Source organism: Pseudomonas sp. A125 (assembly GCF_055409485.1).
The window spans coordinates 105,657-121,639 of record NZ_JBUZVP010000013.1; the positions used below are offsets into that span (position 1 = coordinate 105,657).

General features: G+C 60.8%; 20 protein-coding genes and 1 pseudogene. 12 read left to right on the top strand and 9 right to left on the bottom strand.

Going from position 1 to position 15,983, the window contains the following annotated elements; all coding sequences use genetic code 11:
* The first annotated feature begins 193 nt into the window (after window positions 1-193).
* Together ACZRN6_RS18885 and ACZRN6_RS18890 are read left to right on the top strand one after the other, a co-directional pair.
* A complete protein-coding gene (locus ACZRN6_RS18885; protein WP_322144737.1) occupies window positions 194-1,747 on the top strand; it encodes a DUF726 domain-containing protein in 1,554 nt (517 codons plus the stop codon).
* Window positions 1,748-1,788: 41 nt separating this feature from the next.
* On the top strand, window positions 1,789-3,108 hold the full coding sequence (locus ACZRN6_RS18890; RefSeq protein WP_464008503.1) for an Nramp family divalent metal transporter: 1,320 nt from the start codon (window positions 1,789-1,791) through the stop codon (window positions 3,106-3,108).
* A 6-nt stretch (window positions 3,109-3,114) separates the two neighbouring features.
* On the opposite strand, the gene ACZRN6_RS18895 is transcribed toward ACZRN6_RS18890, so the two are convergent.
* The 3 genes from ACZRN6_RS18895 to ACZRN6_RS18905 form a co-directional block, all read right to left on the bottom strand.
* Window positions 3,115-3,492, bottom strand: coding sequence for a type II toxin-antitoxin system VapC family toxin (locus ACZRN6_RS18895; RefSeq protein ID WP_322144739.1), 378 nt, complete (start codon window positions 3,490-3,492; stop codon window positions 3,115-3,117).
* Window positions 3,489-3,860, bottom strand: a complete 372-nt coding sequence (locus ACZRN6_RS18900; RefSeq protein WP_322144740.1) for a type II toxin-antitoxin system Phd/YefM family antitoxin — start codon at window positions 3,858-3,860, stop codon at window positions 3,489-3,491. Before ACZRN6_RS18900 ends, ACZRN6_RS18895 begins: the two co-directional genes overlap by 4 nt.
* Window positions 3,861-3,997: 137 nt before the next feature.
* Complete coding sequence (locus ACZRN6_RS18905; protein ID WP_322144741.1) at window positions 3,998-4,930, bottom strand: LysR family transcriptional regulator; 933 nt, start codon at window positions 4,928-4,930, stop codon at window positions 3,998-4,000.
* 116 nt (window positions 4,931-5,046) lie between these two features.
* On the opposite strand from ACZRN6_RS18905, the gene ACZRN6_RS18910 reads away from it, so the two are divergent.
* The 3 genes from ACZRN6_RS18910 (at window position 5,047) to ACZRN6_RS18920 (ending at window position 6,255) form a co-directional block, all read left to right on the top strand.
* The gene (locus ACZRN6_RS18910) at window positions 5,047-5,532 is read left to right on the top strand and encodes a DMT family transporter (RefSeq protein ID WP_322144742.1); all 486 of its coding nucleotides are present in this window, start codon (window positions 5,047-5,049) and stop codon (window positions 5,530-5,532) included.
* Window positions 5,533-5,536: 4 nt separating this feature from the next.
* Window positions 5,537-5,992 carry a DMT family transporter gene (locus ACZRN6_RS18915; protein WP_464008504.1) on the top strand — a complete coding sequence of 152 codons (456 nt, stop codon included), beginning with the start codon at window positions 5,537-5,539 and terminating at the stop codon, window positions 5,990-5,992.
* A 92-nt stretch (window positions 5,993-6,084) separates the two neighbouring features.
* The gene (locus tag ACZRN6_RS18920) at window positions 6,085-6,255 is read left to right on the top strand and encodes a metallothionein (protein WP_008437063.1); all 171 of its coding nucleotides are present in this window, start codon (window positions 6,085-6,087) and stop codon (window positions 6,253-6,255) included.
* A gap of 41 nt (window positions 6,256-6,296) precedes the next feature.
* On the opposite strand, the gene ACZRN6_RS18925 is transcribed toward ACZRN6_RS18920, so the two are convergent.
* Window positions 6,297-6,572 (bottom strand): hypothetical protein, encoded by a 276-nt coding sequence (locus ACZRN6_RS18925; RefSeq protein WP_464008505.1) that lies wholly within the window; start codon window positions 6,570-6,572, stop codon window positions 6,297-6,299.
* Window positions 6,573-6,589: 17 nt separating this feature from the next.
* Window positions 6,590-6,832: a DUF6555 family protein gene (locus ACZRN6_RS18930; RefSeq protein ID WP_322144746.1), complete on the bottom strand. Its 243-nt coding sequence runs from the start codon at window positions 6,830-6,832 to the stop codon at window positions 6,590-6,592.
* A 117-nt stretch (window positions 6,833-6,949) separates the two neighbouring features.
* On the opposite strand from ACZRN6_RS18930, the gene ACZRN6_RS18935 reads away from it, so the two are divergent.
* From ACZRN6_RS18935 to ACZRN6_RS18945, 3 genes are all read left to right on the top strand, one after another.
* Window positions 6,950-7,714: an AraC family transcriptional regulator gene (locus ACZRN6_RS18935; protein WP_464008506.1), complete on the top strand. Its 765-nt coding sequence runs from the start codon at window positions 6,950-6,952 to the stop codon at window positions 7,712-7,714.
* An 89-nt stretch (window positions 7,715-7,803) separates the two neighbouring features.
* The gene (locus tag ACZRN6_RS18940) at window positions 7,804-7,977 is read left to right on the top strand and encodes a DUF1427 family protein (protein WP_322144748.1); all 174 of its coding nucleotides are present in this window, start codon (window positions 7,804-7,806) and stop codon (window positions 7,975-7,977) included.
* Window positions 7,978-8,007: 30 nt separating this feature from the next.
* Complete coding sequence (locus ACZRN6_RS18945; RefSeq protein WP_464008507.1) at window positions 8,008-8,967, top strand: quinone oxidoreductase family protein; 960 nt, start codon at window positions 8,008-8,010, stop codon at window positions 8,965-8,967.
* A gap of 42 nt (window positions 8,968-9,009) precedes the next feature.
* On the opposite strand, the pseudogene ACZRN6_RS18950 reads toward ACZRN6_RS18945, so the two are convergent.
* The 3 genes and pseudogenes from ACZRN6_RS18950 to ACZRN6_RS18960 all read right to left on the bottom strand — a co-directional run bounded on the left by ACZRN6_RS18950 (window position 9,010) and on the right by ACZRN6_RS18960 (window position 12,130).
* Window positions 9,010-10,047: pseudogene (locus ACZRN6_RS18950) on the bottom strand (purine-nucleoside phosphorylase).
* A gap of 20 nt (window positions 10,048-10,067) precedes the next feature.
* Window positions 10,068-11,024, bottom strand: a complete 957-nt coding sequence (locus ACZRN6_RS18955) for a nucleoside-specific channel-forming protein Tsx (protein WP_464008508.1) — start codon at window positions 11,022-11,024, stop codon at window positions 10,068-10,070.
* A 155-nt stretch (window positions 11,025-11,179) separates the two neighbouring features.
* Window positions 11,180-12,130: an AraC family transcriptional regulator gene (locus ACZRN6_RS18960; protein WP_322144752.1), complete on the bottom strand. Its 951-nt coding sequence runs from the start codon at window positions 12,128-12,130 to the stop codon at window positions 11,180-11,182.
* Window positions 12,131-12,345: 215 nt separating this feature from the next.
* On the opposite strand from ACZRN6_RS18960, the gene ACZRN6_RS18965 reads away from it, so the two are divergent.
* The 4 genes from ACZRN6_RS18965 (at window position 12,346) to ACZRN6_RS18980 (ending at window position 15,591) form a co-directional block, all read left to right on the top strand.
* Window positions 12,346-13,656 (top strand): ABC transporter substrate-binding protein, encoded by a 1,311-nt coding sequence (locus ACZRN6_RS18965; RefSeq protein ID WP_322144753.1) that lies wholly within the window; start codon window positions 12,346-12,348, stop codon window positions 13,654-13,656.
* A 22-nt stretch (window positions 13,657-13,678) separates the two neighbouring features.
* Window positions 13,679-14,452, top strand: coding sequence for an L-iditol 2-dehydrogenase (locus ACZRN6_RS18970; protein WP_464008509.1), 774 nt, complete (start codon window positions 13,679-13,681; stop codon window positions 14,450-14,452).
* A 61-nt stretch (window positions 14,453-14,513) separates the two neighbouring features.
* Entirely contained in the window at window positions 14,514-15,173 is a 660-nt protein-coding gene (locus ACZRN6_RS18975) for a nicotinamidase (protein WP_464008510.1), read from the top strand.
* 136 nt (window positions 15,174-15,309) lie between these two features.
* On the top strand, window positions 15,310-15,591 hold the full coding sequence (locus tag ACZRN6_RS18980; RefSeq protein WP_464008511.1) for a type 2 periplasmic-binding domain-containing protein: 282 nt from the start codon (window positions 15,310-15,312) through the stop codon (window positions 15,589-15,591).
* On the opposite strand, the gene ACZRN6_RS18985 is transcribed toward ACZRN6_RS18980, so the two are convergent.
* Window positions 15,588-15,950: an NUDIX hydrolase gene (locus ACZRN6_RS18985; protein WP_322144757.1), complete on the bottom strand. Its 363-nt coding sequence runs from the start codon at window positions 15,948-15,950 to the stop codon at window positions 15,588-15,590. The two genes, ACZRN6_RS18980 and ACZRN6_RS18985, sit on opposite strands and share 4 nt — an antisense overlap.
* Between the last annotated feature and the right edge of the window lie 33 nt (window positions 15,951-15,983).

The window sequence follows — 15,983 nt, forward strand, 5'->3', positions numbered from 1 at the left end:
AGGCTTGCTCATGGTGTTCCTCGGTTTCGGTGGTTGACCCGACAAAGGCTAATCCACTGAATAGCCGAACAAAATCCGTGTTTTCTGTCATCACTGTGCAAGGTTATGGACAGTCCGGGTATCAGTTTTTCACATTGCCGAACCTCACCCTTTGTTACTATCGCCCTCCGTTGTCACCAGGAGTCACCGCCACATGCAACACCAGTGGGATGAAATGCACCGCACCCGCAAGCCCACGTTTGTGTTGTGTGGCGAGCCCCAAGGGGATGTGCTCAATCTCTACGTCCATGGTTATTCGGCGTTCTTCAACCAGCAGCAACTGGGCAATTTTTCGCAGCAACTGGCAACCATTGAAGGCTCGACCAACCTGATGCTGTTCTGGCCGGCGGGGCACTTCCTGGAAAACCTGTTTGCGCCGTTTAAAGACGTGATCGCCTCGATGCTCGGCGGCGGTAGCCTGGGCGCGGCGACGATCGGGGTGGGCAAGGCGATTGCCTATTTCCTTGACCATTACAAGAGCGTCGAGGCGCGGGTGGATGAGGTCGCCAAAAGCCTGCTGCCCGAACTGGCCAACTACCTGCATGGTGAGTCGCTCAATGTGCGGCAGATCAACCTGATTGGCCACTCCCTGGGTGCGCGGCTTCTGGTCAAGAGCCTGCTGGCGAGCCCCGAAGTGGCCCGTGAATTGCCGCTGAACAACCTGCTGTTGATGGGGGGCGCCATTTGCACGTCCAGCCCGTGGGACCTGGTGTCGGCGCCGCTCAAGGGGCGGGTGATCAATTGCCATTCCAGCAAGGATTGGGCCCTGGCGCTCAAGCCCGACACTGAGCGTTGCATAGGCCGGTATGCGATTGCGGTGACGCCCGCGCTCAAGGCCAAGGTGGCCAATGTCCATTTGGCAACCTTCGACCACGCCGCTTACTGGCCGCAGTTGAAGACAGTGGTGCAGTACACCGACTTGTTGCAGGAGCGTCGGGGCATGATCCGTGCCGATCAGCGCAGCAGCGAGGTGCGGTTTGCCGAAGAGGATGTCGACCTGTTTCCACTGCTGGTACAGGCGCGTCCGGAGGAGTTGAAGTTCTTCGCCGAGCTGATGGCGCAAAAGCGCAGTGCCTCTATCGACGCCACCGTGCGCGAACCCCTGAAGCTGGCCATCGAGTTGCAGCGCATGGGCGGCGACACCTTCATGAACCTGGCGCGCGGCCATGGCGTGAGCTATCGCGAAATCGCCCAGGACGTGGCGCAGCGGGTGGGCATCAAGTTTGATGAGCCGATCGAAAAAGTAGCCTTGGCGGATTTGGAAGTGCAAGTCGCCGAGCGGTTGATCGAGCAATACAAGGACAAACTCAGCCAGGCCGACCGGCAAGTGTTCGAGGCGGAGCTGAAGGCCGCAGCGCAAAAGGAACAGGGGTTTTTCAATCGGTTTGATGTTGGGCGGTCAGCCACTACTGCCTTGAGTGGCACCGCGCTGGCCGGGCTGACCGGGTTTATGCTGCGTCGGGGTGCAGCCACGGCGATTCCGGTGGTGGGCCAGGCGCTGGCGGCGGCGATGCTGCTGGTGACCGGTGTACGGGCATTTTCCGGCCCTGCGTACTCCATCACTACCTTGGCGGTATTGGTGACCGGGGTGATTCGCGAGCGCATGGAGCGCGAAGCACTGAACCAGGAGCTGGATCTGGTGGTCCAGGTGGTAGAGGCATTTGATCTGCCCCGGGAGACGGTGATGCGTACCGTCGCGTCTGACTGATAAGCTGCGTTCACGTCTTGTGTGAAAGCCTGGTACCCCGCGTGAAATTCAGCCTGCCCAAAATTGCTACCGCCCCGTTCTGCCCCCCGGAAGTCTCGGGCTCCGTCGTCGTTGACTCCAGTGCTTCGTTTTTCAAGCGTGTGCTGAAGTTTGCCGGTCCCGGGTTACTGATCTCCATTGGCTACATGGACCCGGGCAACTGGGCCACCGCTATCGAGGCCGGCTCGCGCTACGGCTATAACCTGTTGTTCGTGGTGCTGTTGGCCAGCTTGGCAGGCATGGCGGTGCAGTGCCTGTGCTCGCGCCTGGGTATCGCCACCGGCAAGGACCTGGCGCAGTTGAGCCGCGAACGCTACAGCCGGCGTTCGTCGTTCGTGCAATGGGTGCTCGCGGAAATCTCGATCATTGCCACCGACCTCGCCGAAGTCCTCGGCTGTGCCTTGGCGTTTCACCTGTTGCTGGGCGTTTCCCTGACCACCGGTATCGTCATTACAGCCTTTGATACGTTGCTGATCCTGGCCTTGCAAAATCGAGGTTTCCGCCGACTGGAAGCGATCATGCTGGCGCTGGTGGCGACCATCGGCGTGTGCTTCTTCATTGAGCTGGTGCTGATCAAGCCTTACTGGCCCGACGTGTTCCGTGGTTTCACGCCGTCGTTGGCGGCCATCAGTGATGCCGCGCCGCTGTACCTGGCCATCGGCATATTGGGCGCCACGGTAATGCCGCATAACCTGTACCTGCACAGCTCCATCGTGCAAACCCGCCTGTTCGGCAAGGACCTGGCCAGCCGCCAGGACGCAGTGAAGCTGGCGCGTATCGACACCATCGGTTCGCTGGCGCTGGCGCTGTTGGTCAATGCGGCGATCCTGATTCTGGCCGCCGCCGCTTTCCACCAGACCGGCCACACCGACGTGGTGGAAATCCAGGACGCCTATCACCTGCTCGACCCGTTGGTGGGCGGTGCATTCGCCAGTGTGCTGTTCGGTGTTGCGTTGTTGGCGTCCGGTCAAAGCTCCACGTTCACCGGCACCCTCGCCGGGCAAGTAATCATGGAGGGTTACCTCAACCTGCGGATTCCGTGCTGGCAGCGGCGCTTGATCACTCGTGGCTTGGCGTTGATCCCCGCGTTCCTCGGCGTGTGGCTGATGGGGGATGATGCCATCGGCAAGCTGCTGATCCTGAGCCAGGTGGTGTTGAGCCTGCAGTTGCCGTTTGCGTTGTATCCACTGATCCGTATGACGGGTGACAAGCGCCTGATGGGGCCGTTCGTTAACAGTTTGCCAACGCGGCTGCTGGCCTGGGCCTTGTTTGTGGTGATCAGCGGGGCCAACGCCTGGCTGATCGGGCAATGGTTGTTCTGAACTGATTTAAGCCAGGACGGCCAACGCTGTGTATTTGGCTAGCATGGGGTCGGCCGTCAATAGCTTCATCGGTTCGACGATGGCCGTCGCGATGATTAGCCGGTCAAACGGATCCCTGTGATGATGCTCAAGGTCCTTGACGGCGATTGCGTGTTCCGAGGTGATGGGTAATTCCACGTAGCCGCTTTCCAGGCAGTGCTCGCGAATGTCGTCCAGGTTCACATTCAGCTTTCCAAGCCCCACTTTTATAGCCAGCTCCCAGAATGTGGCAGCACTGACATAGATTTCTGCCGCGTTCTCGATCAGCTTTCTGGCCCTGCTGGACAGTTTTGGGTCATCGCTCAGGGCCCACAGCAGAATGTGCGTATCCAGCAACACCCTCATCGATGGTTTCCCTCGAACGCATCCAGCATGTCGTCTGGCAATGGCGCGTCAAAGTCCTCCGGTACCACCAGTTTTCCTTTCATCGCGCCTATTCGCCGACCCGCAGGTTTACCTACGGGAACAAGCCGAGCCATGGCGCGCCCATGCTTGGCGATGGTGATGATTTTGCCTGCGGCGGCCTCATCGACGAGTTTTGATAAGTTATTTTTTGCTTCGCCCAACGGTACCGTAATCATGTGCTCTTTCCCGGATTTTGGCCAAATATAGCCAAAATTTCGTAGGCAGGCAAAGATCAGCCGACTGCTGGTTGAGGACGACTTTTGCGAGCTTGGTTGTGTGTTTCCGAACGGGTAATGACTGGCATCCATGACGTCTCTCCTGAAGGAATTCGTCAAAGTCTGCCTGAATTCAAGCGGTTTTTGCCCTGCGTTGCGTAAAATCAGAATCGACCTACTTGAAGAAAGATTTTCGCTGACAGGGCAGGGCGAACAGCTTTTGTTGCAGCTCAACGGTCCCAGTACGGCACGGCCCCAAAACACTCGACGAAGTAGTCAATCACCGTCCTCACCTTCAACGACAACCGCCGACTGCCTGGCCACAGCGCCGCTATCTGTTGTGGCTCCAGGGTCGTCGCCACTTCATAGTCGGTAAGCACCGCCTGCAGGCTGCCAGCACGCAGGCCTTCGCCAATCAACCACGATGGAAACACCACCAATCCCAGGCCTTGCTCGGCTGCGTGGGTCAGCGTGTCGGCATGGTTGCCGGTGATGGGGCCTTTGACGCTGTAGGGCGTCCAGTCGCCTTGCTCGCGACGGAAGAACCAGCGTTGCTGGCCCGTGACACCCTTGTAGGCCAGGCACTGGTGGTTAACCAGTTCGTCAGGATGGCCGGGCGTGCCGAAACGCTCCAGGTAGCCTGGGCTGGCGGCAAGCCGGAAGCGCTGGGGGGCGAAGATTCGCGCCTGCATGCCGGAATCGTTCAGCACGCCAATGCGAAACAGCAGGTCGGTGCCATCTTGCAACGGATCAACGTAGGTGTCGGTCTGCTGGATATCCAGTTGCAGCTTCGGATAACGCCGGCACAACTCCCCGAGCCACGGCGACAGATGGCGCTGGCCAAAGACCATGGGTGCATTGATACGCACCAGGCCGCTGGGTTCGCTTTCCTGTTCCTGCAGTGCCTGCCCTGCGGCTTCCAGTTGCTCCAGCATCAGTCGCGCATGACGGCCCAGCAGCCGCCCGGCTTCGGTAGGGCTGACCGCACGGGTATGGCGATACAGCAACTGCTGGCCGAGGGCCTGCTCCATCAACTGGATTTGTCGGGATATGGAGGAGGGCGCGAGGCCTTCGCGGCGTGCGACTTCAGAAAAACTGCCGTAGTCCAGCACCGCGACAAACAGGCGAAGCGCCTTGAAGCTCAGTTCGTTCAAGCCCTGCATCATGACTCCGTGCTGTGCGTATTGCGCAAAGGTGTTGTCGGCATGCTCCCATTTATCGCACAGCAGTGCCACCGGATAATGCGCGCCATTGTTCCTCTCTAACGCGCAGGTGATGTATGCAGGCTTCTTCAATGGAGGGTGTGGCTCAAGCCAGGCCCAAGACGTTTCTTCGGTTGCTGCTGCTACCGTTGGTGATTTTTGCCGGCATGGGCTTGTCGGTGGAGGCCGGGTTGCTCGGCCCGCTGGGGGTGCAGGTTGGGCACTTGTGGGCGACCTTGAGCATTTTTGGCGTCGGCTCGGCGATCCTGTTCTTGCTGTTGCTGTTCAGCGGCCCGCAAAAGGGCCCGGCGTTGACCGACCTGCCGCGCTGGCAGCTGGTTGGCGGTTTTCTGGGGCCGATGTACGTGATCGTGCTGACCCTCGCCACACCGCATATCGGCATCGCGATGACCATGATCGCGATTTTGTCGGGCCAGGTGGGCAAAAGCGTGCTGATCGACCACTTCGGCTGGTTCGGCGCCGCCCGCAAGCGGGTTAACGTTGAGCGCTGGATTGCGTTGGCGTTGATTGTGGTTGCACTTGTTCTGATTGCGCGGGGTTAAGGCGATGAATCTGATTCTGTTATTGGTGTTGGTAGTGGCTGCCGGTGCGGTGTTGAGTGTGCAGGCCGCCATCAATGGTCGCCTTGGGCAGGCAGTGGGCGTATTGCGCAGCAGCCTGCTGACGTTTGTGGTGGGGGCGATCACTACCGGCTTGCTGATCCTGTTCTTCGAGCCGGCTCATGCGATGAGCCTGCTGGACGTGCCGAAATGGCAACTGACCGGCGCCTTGTTCGGTGTGGTGTACATGATGGTGATGGTCGGCGCGGTACCTATCGTGGGCACGGCGGTAGCGACGGTGGCGGTGATCGTTGGGCAGTTGGGCATGGGCATGTTGATCGACAACTTTGGTTGGCTGGGCAACCCGGCGATCGAGTTGTCCGGCAGCCGGATCGTGGCGATGCTGTGCCTGGCGCTGGCCCTGGTATTCATGTACCGCAGCAACGCTCGTCGGGCTGACTGACGGCGCTTTGAACCTTGCATCATTGCCTATAGTCATTGCTTGAGGTGCCGGCGTTCGCCGCACCTGGACGACCATGAAAAAGGAGTCTGACCATGCAAGAGAAAACATGCGCCTGCCCCCACTGCAACTGCCAGTTGGGGAAAAACGCGGTGATGAAGGACGGCAAGGGGTATTGCTGCCAAGGCTGCGCCGAGCATCATGCCCATGGTGAGCCTTGCGCTTCGGCGACCGGGTGTGAGTGCGCCAAGTCGGCCCACGGCTAACGCGGGCCTGATGGAGGAGCGAGCAAGCTCGCTCCTGCCGTTCATTGGGGTTCCAACTCCAGCCTGAGGCTGTGATCCGCCAACCGCTGTCGGTCCCGAACCACGCCGCTGGTGCGCCGGCCCAACAACGCAAGCACTATTGTCTGCGCATCGTGAAGGTCCTCCGGCAACGGCTGGAACACCTGCAGCACCCACCCTCCCGGCTGGCTGCGTGACAGGCTGACCTGGCACTCCGCATGCCTGGGTAGCGGGCCAAACAACGTGTCCCGTGTGTAGTCGATGTGCGCCTTTCCGGTAACTGCATCGGTTTGATTCACCTGTTTCGTCTCCTTTATCAGGCTTGTGGGCGCGCATCCGAGCGGCGCCATTGCACATTTTCGATGCCGAATTTCTCGGCCTGGGGCTGGCTCGTCTTCTTTACCTGCTCCCGGGCGAAACGGCCGATACGGCCCACGCCGGCGTCGCAGCTTGCCCAATGCCAGGCTTCAGCAGTGTCGAGTTTTTCCAGACGGATGATGAAAGACTTGGGCTGGCCATGCAGCGTGTAGTCGATCACGAAAAGTTTTGCGTTAGTCATGGATCCGTTAACCCTCCTTGTGTCTTTAAGTGACCCTCTTGAAGCGGTAAAAATTCACTCGGATTAAGTGCCGCAGGTCTTATCATGGCGTTCCACCCTGAAACGATGTGCCTCTTCATGGCCCTTGCCGCGCCCCCCGACCTCAGTGATCACGCCATCCCCGTGCAACCCTTGGCGCGGACCTACCCGCGTGGGTTGTACGTCGAGCCTCATCAGCACGATTGGGGCCAGTTGCTTTACGCCATGAGCGGCGTGATGTGGGTCGAGACGCCGCAGGAGGCGCTGGTGGTACCGCCACAGCGCGCCGTGTGGCTGCCACCGGGGGTCGAGCATGGGATTCGCGTGGTCTCGGACTTGCAGATGCGCAATATCTACCTGCGTCCGGCACTGGCCGCGACCCTGGACAGCCAGGTTCAGGTGATCGAGGTGGGTGGGCTGCTGCGCGAGCTGATCGTGGCGTTAGTAGAGCAGGGCGACAGTGCTGACCAGACCTACTACGAGGCGGTGGTGGGCCTGGCCCTGCTGGAGCTGCAACGAGCCCGGCGTTCGTCTATCCGCATCGCCTTGCCCGTAGGCGCCGATCGGCGCTTGACCAGTGCCTGCCAAGCGGTGATGGCGTCACCTTCCCTGGACATTCCCTTTGAACAGCACGCAGAAGCTGCGGGTGCCAGCGTGCGGACCCTGGCCCGGCTGTTCCAGAACAGCCTGGGCATGGGCTTTGCCGAATGGCGCCGCCAGGTGCAGTTGGCCACCGCCGTGGCCGAGTTGATCCAGGGCCAGTCGGTCAGTGCCATCGCGCGGTCGCTGGGTTATTCACCGAGCAGTTTCAGCGACATGTTTCGCCGTGAACTGGGGATGGCGCCGTCGCAGTATCCTGTCTGAGGCTTGGCCGAAATCCTGAAGCACTTGGCCGATGCTTCGGATTTGAGCCCCCTACACTGACCGCATCAACCCCTGCTGCGGAGCGTTCCATGAATTACCTGATTTCCTTGGCCATCGGCCTGTTGGTCGGCGTGATTTACGGTGCCCTGGATTTTCGCTCGCCCGCGCCACCCGCCATCGCCCTGGTAGGGCTGATGGGCATGTTGTTGGGCGAGAAACTCTGGCCCATGGGCCGGCAGTTGATCAGCACCTGGTTGTCCTGAAACCCTTTTTAACCTCGATGGATGTTGGCCATGAAAGCACTGCAATTTTCCGCCACCGGCGATCTTTCCGCCCTTGCTTACGTTGACGTTGCCACCCCGGTGCCGGCAGCCGGCGAAGTCCTGGTGCACGTCAAGGCCGCCGGGCTGAACCCCAGCGATGTGAAGAACGTGCTCGGGCGCTTTCCCTACACCACGTTACCGCGCATTCCCGGGCGTGATTTTGCCGGCGTGGTGGTGGAGGGGCCGCAGGACCTGGTAGGCCAGGAAGTCTGGGGCACCGGCCGCGACCTGGGCTTTTTCGCTGACGGTTCCCACGCCCAGTACCTCACCGTGTCGGCCAAGGGCGTGGCCCACAAGCCCAGCCATTTGAGCTTTGCCCAGGCCGCCAGCCTCGGCGTGCCTTACACCACGGCCTGGGATGCGCTTGAGCGCAGCGGTGTCGGCAAAGGCACGCGTTTGCTGGTGATTGGTGCCAATGGGGCGGTAGGCAGCGCGGCACTGGCCCTGGCGAAAATTCGGGGCGCCCAGGTGCTTGGGGCAGTGCGGCGCCCGGAACAGGTCGAGGCGTTGCGCGAGCAGGGTTTCGAGGGGCTCTTATTGGGCCAGCCGGAAGCACTGGGAGGGCAGGTCAACGCCCTGTTCGGTACGGGCGCTGACGTGATTTTTGACACCACCGGCTTCTGGCTACCGGCTGCCGTGGCGGCGCTCGCGCCGTTTGGCCGTATCGCGATCATCGCCGCGCCGGTGGACGGGCACGTGCAACTGCCAGCCCTGGCGTTGTACCGCAAGGGTGGGTCGGTGGTGGGGATCAATTCATTGCTCTACAACTGCGAACAGTGCGCCGTGATGCTGGAGCAATTCGGGCGGTTCTTTGACGAGGATTTGTTACCGTTGCCGAGCGGCTTGCGGGAAGTATCGCTGGCAGACGGTGTGCAGTGCTTTGAGGAAGTGAACCAGGGCAGTGCAGACAAGATTATCTTCCTGCCCTGACCCGGTCATTGTGGGAGCCCGGCTCCCACATTTGATGTTTGTTCAGGCCTCTGGAACGCCTTTCTCCCACGCCGACCAGTTCTTCAGAATCGCCTGCACCAGCGGGTTGCCGGTGCGGTACAGATTCTCCAGCGCTGGCACAAAACCACCCTGGTCTGCGTACTTCAACAGGTTGTCTACTTCGCTATAACCCGGTTACGGCCGATCAAAGTCGGAACCGGCCCGCACCACCGCCAAACGCTTGATATCCACCAACCCTTCACGGCTGGCCCGCAGCAACGCTTCATAGGTGGAGTTGTCTTCCTGCTGGGTGGTGCAGTACACGCCTTTATTGTCCGTCAGCAACTTGGTCCAGACTTCGGCGCGTTCACTCAGGCGCGTCCCGGAGAACCAGGTATTGCCCGCCAGGGTGTCGCACTGGGTAACCTGCGGTGGCTGGTTGGCCGGGGCGTACGGGTAGTGTTTGCGCCAGGCCGTGGACTCCTTGCTTTCACTGAGCTCGACTTTTTGCGACAGCGCAAACGCCTTGGCTTGCAGCTTGGGGTTGAGCTCGAACACTTCGGTCTTGTAGTCCAGCGGCGGCTTTTCGTTTGGCCCCTTGGTATTGATGCCGATATAGCCGGTCGGCCAATCTTTCGGTGCATCGCGCGAATCCAGCTCCCACTGGGTGCCGAACTCCACCAGGTAATGTGCCCACGCGGCGGTGCCGATGGTGCCGTGGTGTGGGTTGATCCCGGCAATCCCGGCGATCAGGAAGTAGCTCTGACGCAGGTCGAACTTGGGCGACAGCGCCAGTGCCAGGGTCGAGGCGGCGGCGTTGGTCTGGCCCATGCCGGTGACCAGCAGGCACACGTCCTGGGTGTTACAGCGAATCACCGGATACTCGGCCGACAGGCCAGGCACGCGTACTTCCTGCTTGAGCTGCAGGCGATCGATCCAGTTTTGCGCCTCGGGGGCGAACATGGTGATCAGCATTACCTTGGGCTTGATCGGGGCGGCTTCGCTGGCCAGTACTACCTGTGGCAACAGCGCGCCGACGGCCAGGCCGATGGCGATTGAGAGGCGGGTAAAGGTCTTCATCTATTGCTCCTTGTTCACACTCAGAATTGATAGCCCACACCGGCGTAGTAACCCCAGCCGTTGGAGCGGGCGCGGAAATCACCGTCGCCAAAGTTCAGCTCGCTGCCGTCTTCCCAGTTGCCGCCGTTATGGAAGTAGCGACCTACCAGGGTGAAACGCAGGTGAGTGAACGAATACAACAACACGTTTGTTGCAACCAGGGAGTTGGCAGTGCGTGCGGGGTTGTCTTTGTGCAGATCCGAGCCGAAATCGTAGTTGGTGAAGCCGATGTAGGTCAGCGATGCACCATTGTCGAAGCTGCCGATGGGTACGATGTACTTCATCTGCGCCCGGTAGCCGTCCCATGAATATTCGTTGCTGGCGCCGTAGTTTTCCCACTGGTAACGGCCATAGAAGTTGGCCGACAGGTTGACCCGCGAGTGGGTCTCGATGTCGGTGCCCAGGCCGCTGTACAAGGTGTTGGCACGGTTGGCCTTGTTGCTGCCGTGGTCGTAGATCCAGTCAAACGCCACGTACCATTCCTTGAACGGCCCGATGGCCAGGCTGCGGCCCGCGAGGTAGTCGATGGAGATACGTGGCTCGTGCTCCATGAATACCGGGGAACCGTGGTCCCAGGCGCCTTTGTCATTGCTGTTGCCGATGCCGAAGATCTTCGGGATGTCGACGTAGCCATACAGTTCGAACGGGCCTTTGCGGCCAAAGTATTCGTACTCCAGGTAAACGTCATCGGCGGGTTTGGGCCCAAAGCTGATGTCTTTGCTGCCGATGACCGTCAGGTCCTGGTTGAACCAGTCCGACAGGTACACGCCTTTTTTCGAGGGGCTGGCCTCCGGGGCCAGGGTTTCGCCCTGTGCTGAGTCATCGGCGGGCTTTTGCTGCGCCAAAATGGGTGCGCTGAGTACTCCCGTAACGGCAGCCAGTAGCAGGGAAACAGCAAAAGCAGCAGCCGACGCAGGTCGTCTGGAGGTGGGGTGCATTGAAAATCCCTGTTCGTACGCGGTTGTGGCCCGATTCTTCGGGTTGAGGTGAACTTGGCTGCCAAGTTCGTTCCGCAAACGTTTGCACAGGTTGTACCAATTTGTGTCAATTGCATGAAGGAATTAAGAAAGGTGGGAAATAGTCGGCCTTTTGGTCAGAAATGCGCCTTGGTAAACGGCAGCGCCTGATCACCGTTGCGGTTGAACAGGTAGGTGGCCGTTTCCCTGCGATATTCGCTGGGCGTCTGGTTCATCTCGATGCGAAAGTGCCGGTTGAAGTTGGAGAGGTTGGCATAACCCACTTCAAAGCAGATATCGGCCACCGACCTCTCGCTTTGCAATAACAGGCGACAGGCACGCTGCACCCGGAACTTGCGCATCAGGTCGATAAAACCGTGGCCGGTGACGCGCTTGAAGAACCGCGAGAAGCCCGGTTCGCTCATGTCCAGGCGTTGCGCGATGACCGACAGGCGCAGGTCGCCGGTCAATTCGGTCATCAGGTAATCGAAAGCCTTGTGGATGCGCTCCGAGCTGCGGGCATCCAGAGTTGGCGTATAGCAGGCGCTGGCCAAACAGTGGGCTTGCCCGGTGGGCGCCTGCATCAAAGTGTGCAGCAATTGTATGAACAGCATCAGGCGCGCCAGCCCTTGGGCGGGGCCGATGGATTCCAGCAGTTGCGCGGCCTTCAGTGCGGTCTCGCCGGTGAATTCCAGGCCGCGCCGGGCCCGGTCAAACAGGCTTTGCAGGTCGCCCAACTCGGGAAGCGTGCTGCGCAGGGCCAGCAACGCGGCGCCGTCGAACTGCAACACCACATCACGCCCCGTCAGGTATTCCCCCGGGGCCAGGTCGCCGATCCAGTCGTGGGGCAGGTCGGGGCCGATCAATGCGACATGGCCGGCACCAAACGCACCGATATAGTCGCCCGCCACCAGCTTGCCGCTGCCCTTGCGGATCAAGTGGATCTCGAATTCGGGGTGATGGTTCCAGCGGGCCAGCTCGAACGGGTAGTCATGTTCGTACCAGCGAAAGCCATGTTCGGGCTCGGCCAGGATCACTTCCAGCTCGGCGGGGCGTTGCTCGAAAAGGGCGGAGCGGCTTGCTGGCATGGGCGTGGCCCTTCTGGGCTTTTTGGAATGGGACCAAAATACGCCTTTTGCCCAAGCCGCCGCTACCCGGGATTTTGCTTGCCACTGATACTTTTTTGATTCCGGGTGGCGCAGTTAAAAAAGTATCAGTCGAGCATTCGTCATGCGTTTGTCCGGCATCGGCCAAGCTGCTGTAATCGGACAGTCAACTACAAAAACAATAAGTGGAAACCGCCATGTTCAAGATTCCGAAAGCGCTGTTCCTGCTCTGCGGCCTCACGCTGGCGATCGGTGCCCATGCGGCCGAAACCGTAACCATCGCCACGGTCAACAACAGCGACATGATCCGCATGCAACGCCTGTCCAAAGTGTTCGAGGGGCAGCACCCCGAGGTGAAGCTCAATTGGGTGGTGCTTGAAGAAAACGTCCTGCGCCAGCGCCTCACCACCGACATTGCCACCCAGGGCGGCCAGTTCGACGTGCTGACCATCGGCACCTACGAAACCCCGTTGTGGGGCGCCAAGCACTGGCTGGAGCCGATCACGCCACTGCCCGCCGACTACGATGTGGACGACATTTTCCCCGCCGTGCGCCAGGGCTTGTCGGTGAACAATACCCTCTACGCCTTGCCGTTCTATGGCGAAAGCACCGTGACCTATTACCGCACCGACCTGTTCAAACAGGCCGGCCTGACGATGCCCGATCACCCGACCTGGACTCAGTTGGGTGAGTTCGCCGCCAAGCTTAACCAACCCGCCAAGGACCAATACGGCATGTGCCTGCGGGGCAAGGCCGGCTGGGGTGAAAACATCGCGCTGCTGAGTACCATGGCCAACGCTTTTGGTGCGCGCTGGTTTGACGAGCAATGGAAGCCCGAGCTGACCAGTCCCGAGTGGACAGCAGCAGCGAACTTCTACGTCAATACCCTGAAGAACTACGGCCCGCCGGGCGTCTCCAGCAACGGTTTCAACGAAACCCTGGCGCTGTTCAACAGCGGCAAATGCGCGATCTGGGTTGACGCCAGCGTCGCCGGCTCGTTCACCACCGACAAAACCCAAAGCAAAGTGGCCGACAGCGTGGGCTTTGCCGCCGCACCCACCGAGGTTACCGATAAGGGTTCGTCGTGGCTGTACGCCTGGTCCCTCGCGATCCCGGCGACCTCCAAGCACAAGGACGCCGCCAAAGCCTTCATCACCTGGGCCACCTCCAAGGAATATATCCAGTTGGTGGCGGACAAGGACGGCATCACCAACGTGCCGCCGGGTACGCGCCAGTCCACCTACAACGCGGCGTACCTTGGCGCAGCGCCGTTCGCCAAGGTGACCCTGCAGATGATGCAGCATGCCGACCCCGCGCACCCGTCGGCCAAACCCGTGCCGTACGTGGGCATTCAATACGTGACGATTCCCGAGTTCCAGGCCATCGGCACCTCGGTGGGCAAGCTGTTTTCGGCGGCGCTGACTGGCGGTATGACGGTTGATAAAGCCCTGGCAGAGGCGCAGTCCACCACGATGCGCGAAATGAAACGCGCCGGCTACCCGAAATAATCAACTTAGGGGCACTACATTCATGAAACGACTGGAAGGTAAAAGCGCATTGGTCACCGGCAGCGCCCGGGGCATTGGCCGGGCATTCGCCCAGGCCTATATCAACGAAGGCGCGACCGTCGCCATTGCCGACATCAACCTGAAGCGGGCTCGGGCCACCGCCACCGAGCTGGGCCCGCAGGCCTACGCGGTAGCGATGGACGTCACCGACCAGGCCTCCATCGACGCGGCGATTGCCGCCGTGGTAGCGCAGGCCGGCAAGCTCGACATCCTGATCAACAACGCCGCCTTGTTCGACCTGGCACCCATCACCGACATCACCCGCGAGAGCTTCGACCGGCTGTTCTCGATCAACGTCGCCGGTACGCTGTTCACCTTGCAGGCGGCTGCCCGGCAGATGATCAAACAGGGCCATGGCGGCAAGATCATCAACATGGCCAGCCAGGCCGGCCGCCGGGGCGAGGCGCTGGTGGCGGTGTACTGCGCGACCAAGGCGGCGGTGATCAGCCTTACGCAGTCGGCGGGCCTGAATCTGATCAAGCAGGGGATCAACGTGAATGCCATCGCGCCGGGTGTGGTGGACGGTGAGCATTGGGACGGGGTAGACGCAATGTTCGCCCGGCATGAAGGGCTGCCGCTGGGCGAGAAGAAAAAGCGCGTGGGGGGCGAGGTGCCTTACGGGCGCATGGGGACAGCGGAAGACCTCACCGGGATGGCGGTTTTCCTTGCTTCAAAAGAAGCCGACTACGTAGTGGCCCAGACCTACAACGTCGACGGCGGCAACTGGATGAACTGACGGCACTTGCTCCTGTGGCCGGCCCTGTGCTTTTGTGCACATGCCAGAGGAGAACGCCAAAATGACCGTCCCGATAAACACCGTTGCCTCATTTGATGTCGACGCCCAGAAAAGCTTCACGCCGCTGTGCCCCGATGAACTGCCGGTGGCCGGCGGCGACCAGATTGGCGCCGAGCTCAATTACATGGCCAGCCTCGCTTGCCGCCGTGTTGGTAGCAAGGACGCCCACACCCCGCACGCGCCCTGGGTCGTGCAACACCACAGCGAAATGCTGCAACCCACCGGGCTGGTGCATGCCGACGTGACCTGGGTCGCCCACTGCGTGCCCGGCACCGAGGGTTTCGCCCTGCTGGACGAATTGCCCGCGCCCTATGACTACGACTATTTCATCTGGAAAGGCGTCGAGCCGGATCTGCACCCTTACGGCGCCTGCTACCACGACCTGCACGACAAGCTCTCCACCGGGGTCATCGAATACCTCTACGCCCAGGGCATCCGGCGCGTGATCGTCGGCGGCCTGGCGCTGGACTACTGCGTCAAGACCACCGCGTTGCAACTGCTCAAGGCTGGCTTCGAGGTCATCCTGCACCTGCCGGCATGCCGCGGCATCAGCGAGGAGGGCGGTGTGGCGGCGGTTGACCACCTTGCACAAGTCGGCGTGATGATCAGCCGCAGCCGCGAAGAACTGGCCGCGATGGTTGTGCGAGTTGTCGAGCTTTAGCGAGGCTGCGATGGGGTCACCGCGGTGTGACCGGGTACCGAGTTGTCTGCATCGCGGGCAAGCCCGGCTCCCACACTAGGGCTTCATACCCACTAATACTTCCTGATCCTTCCCTGCGCTGTTGACGCACGCCCAATTGCTACGCGCGCCCACCTCGGCGGGCGCTGTAGAGCTGTTTATCGAGCATGGCTTGCATGCGGCGGCCGGGGTTCGGGATTTCCTGCGCACCCGGGTCGACGAGCACTGGCGCCTGCTGGACGACGACTTCATGAACATCAGCCAGGCCGTCGCGGTACCGGTGGCGCACGCAGCCGCTGCCGCGTTCGTCAAATCCTTTGTCGAACGGCAGAAAGCGAATGGCTTGGTAAAACAGGCGTTGTTGCGCAGTGGGCAAAGCCCGGAGCTGGCCGCGTTTTAGAGACGGCGCAGGAAGGACTTGACGATTTTTTGGGTGGCCTGGGTGGTGTCCAGGTCTTCCACTTGGGTGTAGGGATGCCACTGGCATTCCTTGATTTCACTCAGCGGCCGGGCTTCTTCGATATTCACCACCGAGGCCTCGAACACATGATGCAGCGTGTCGCTGGCTTTCAATTCCTGCAATAACAGCAAACCGTCCACGTTCAGCCCGGTTTCCTCTTCCAGTTCCCGTGCGGCTGCGCCCGCTGGCCGCTCGTCGCGCTCGACCTTGCCGCCGGGCAGTGCCCATTTCGATCGGGCTTTACGCACGAACAGGATGTGCCCCTCGTGCTCGCAAATCACCGTGGCCCTTATTTTCATCGTCTGTGCCCCCGCAGCTGGATGAGTGTCATA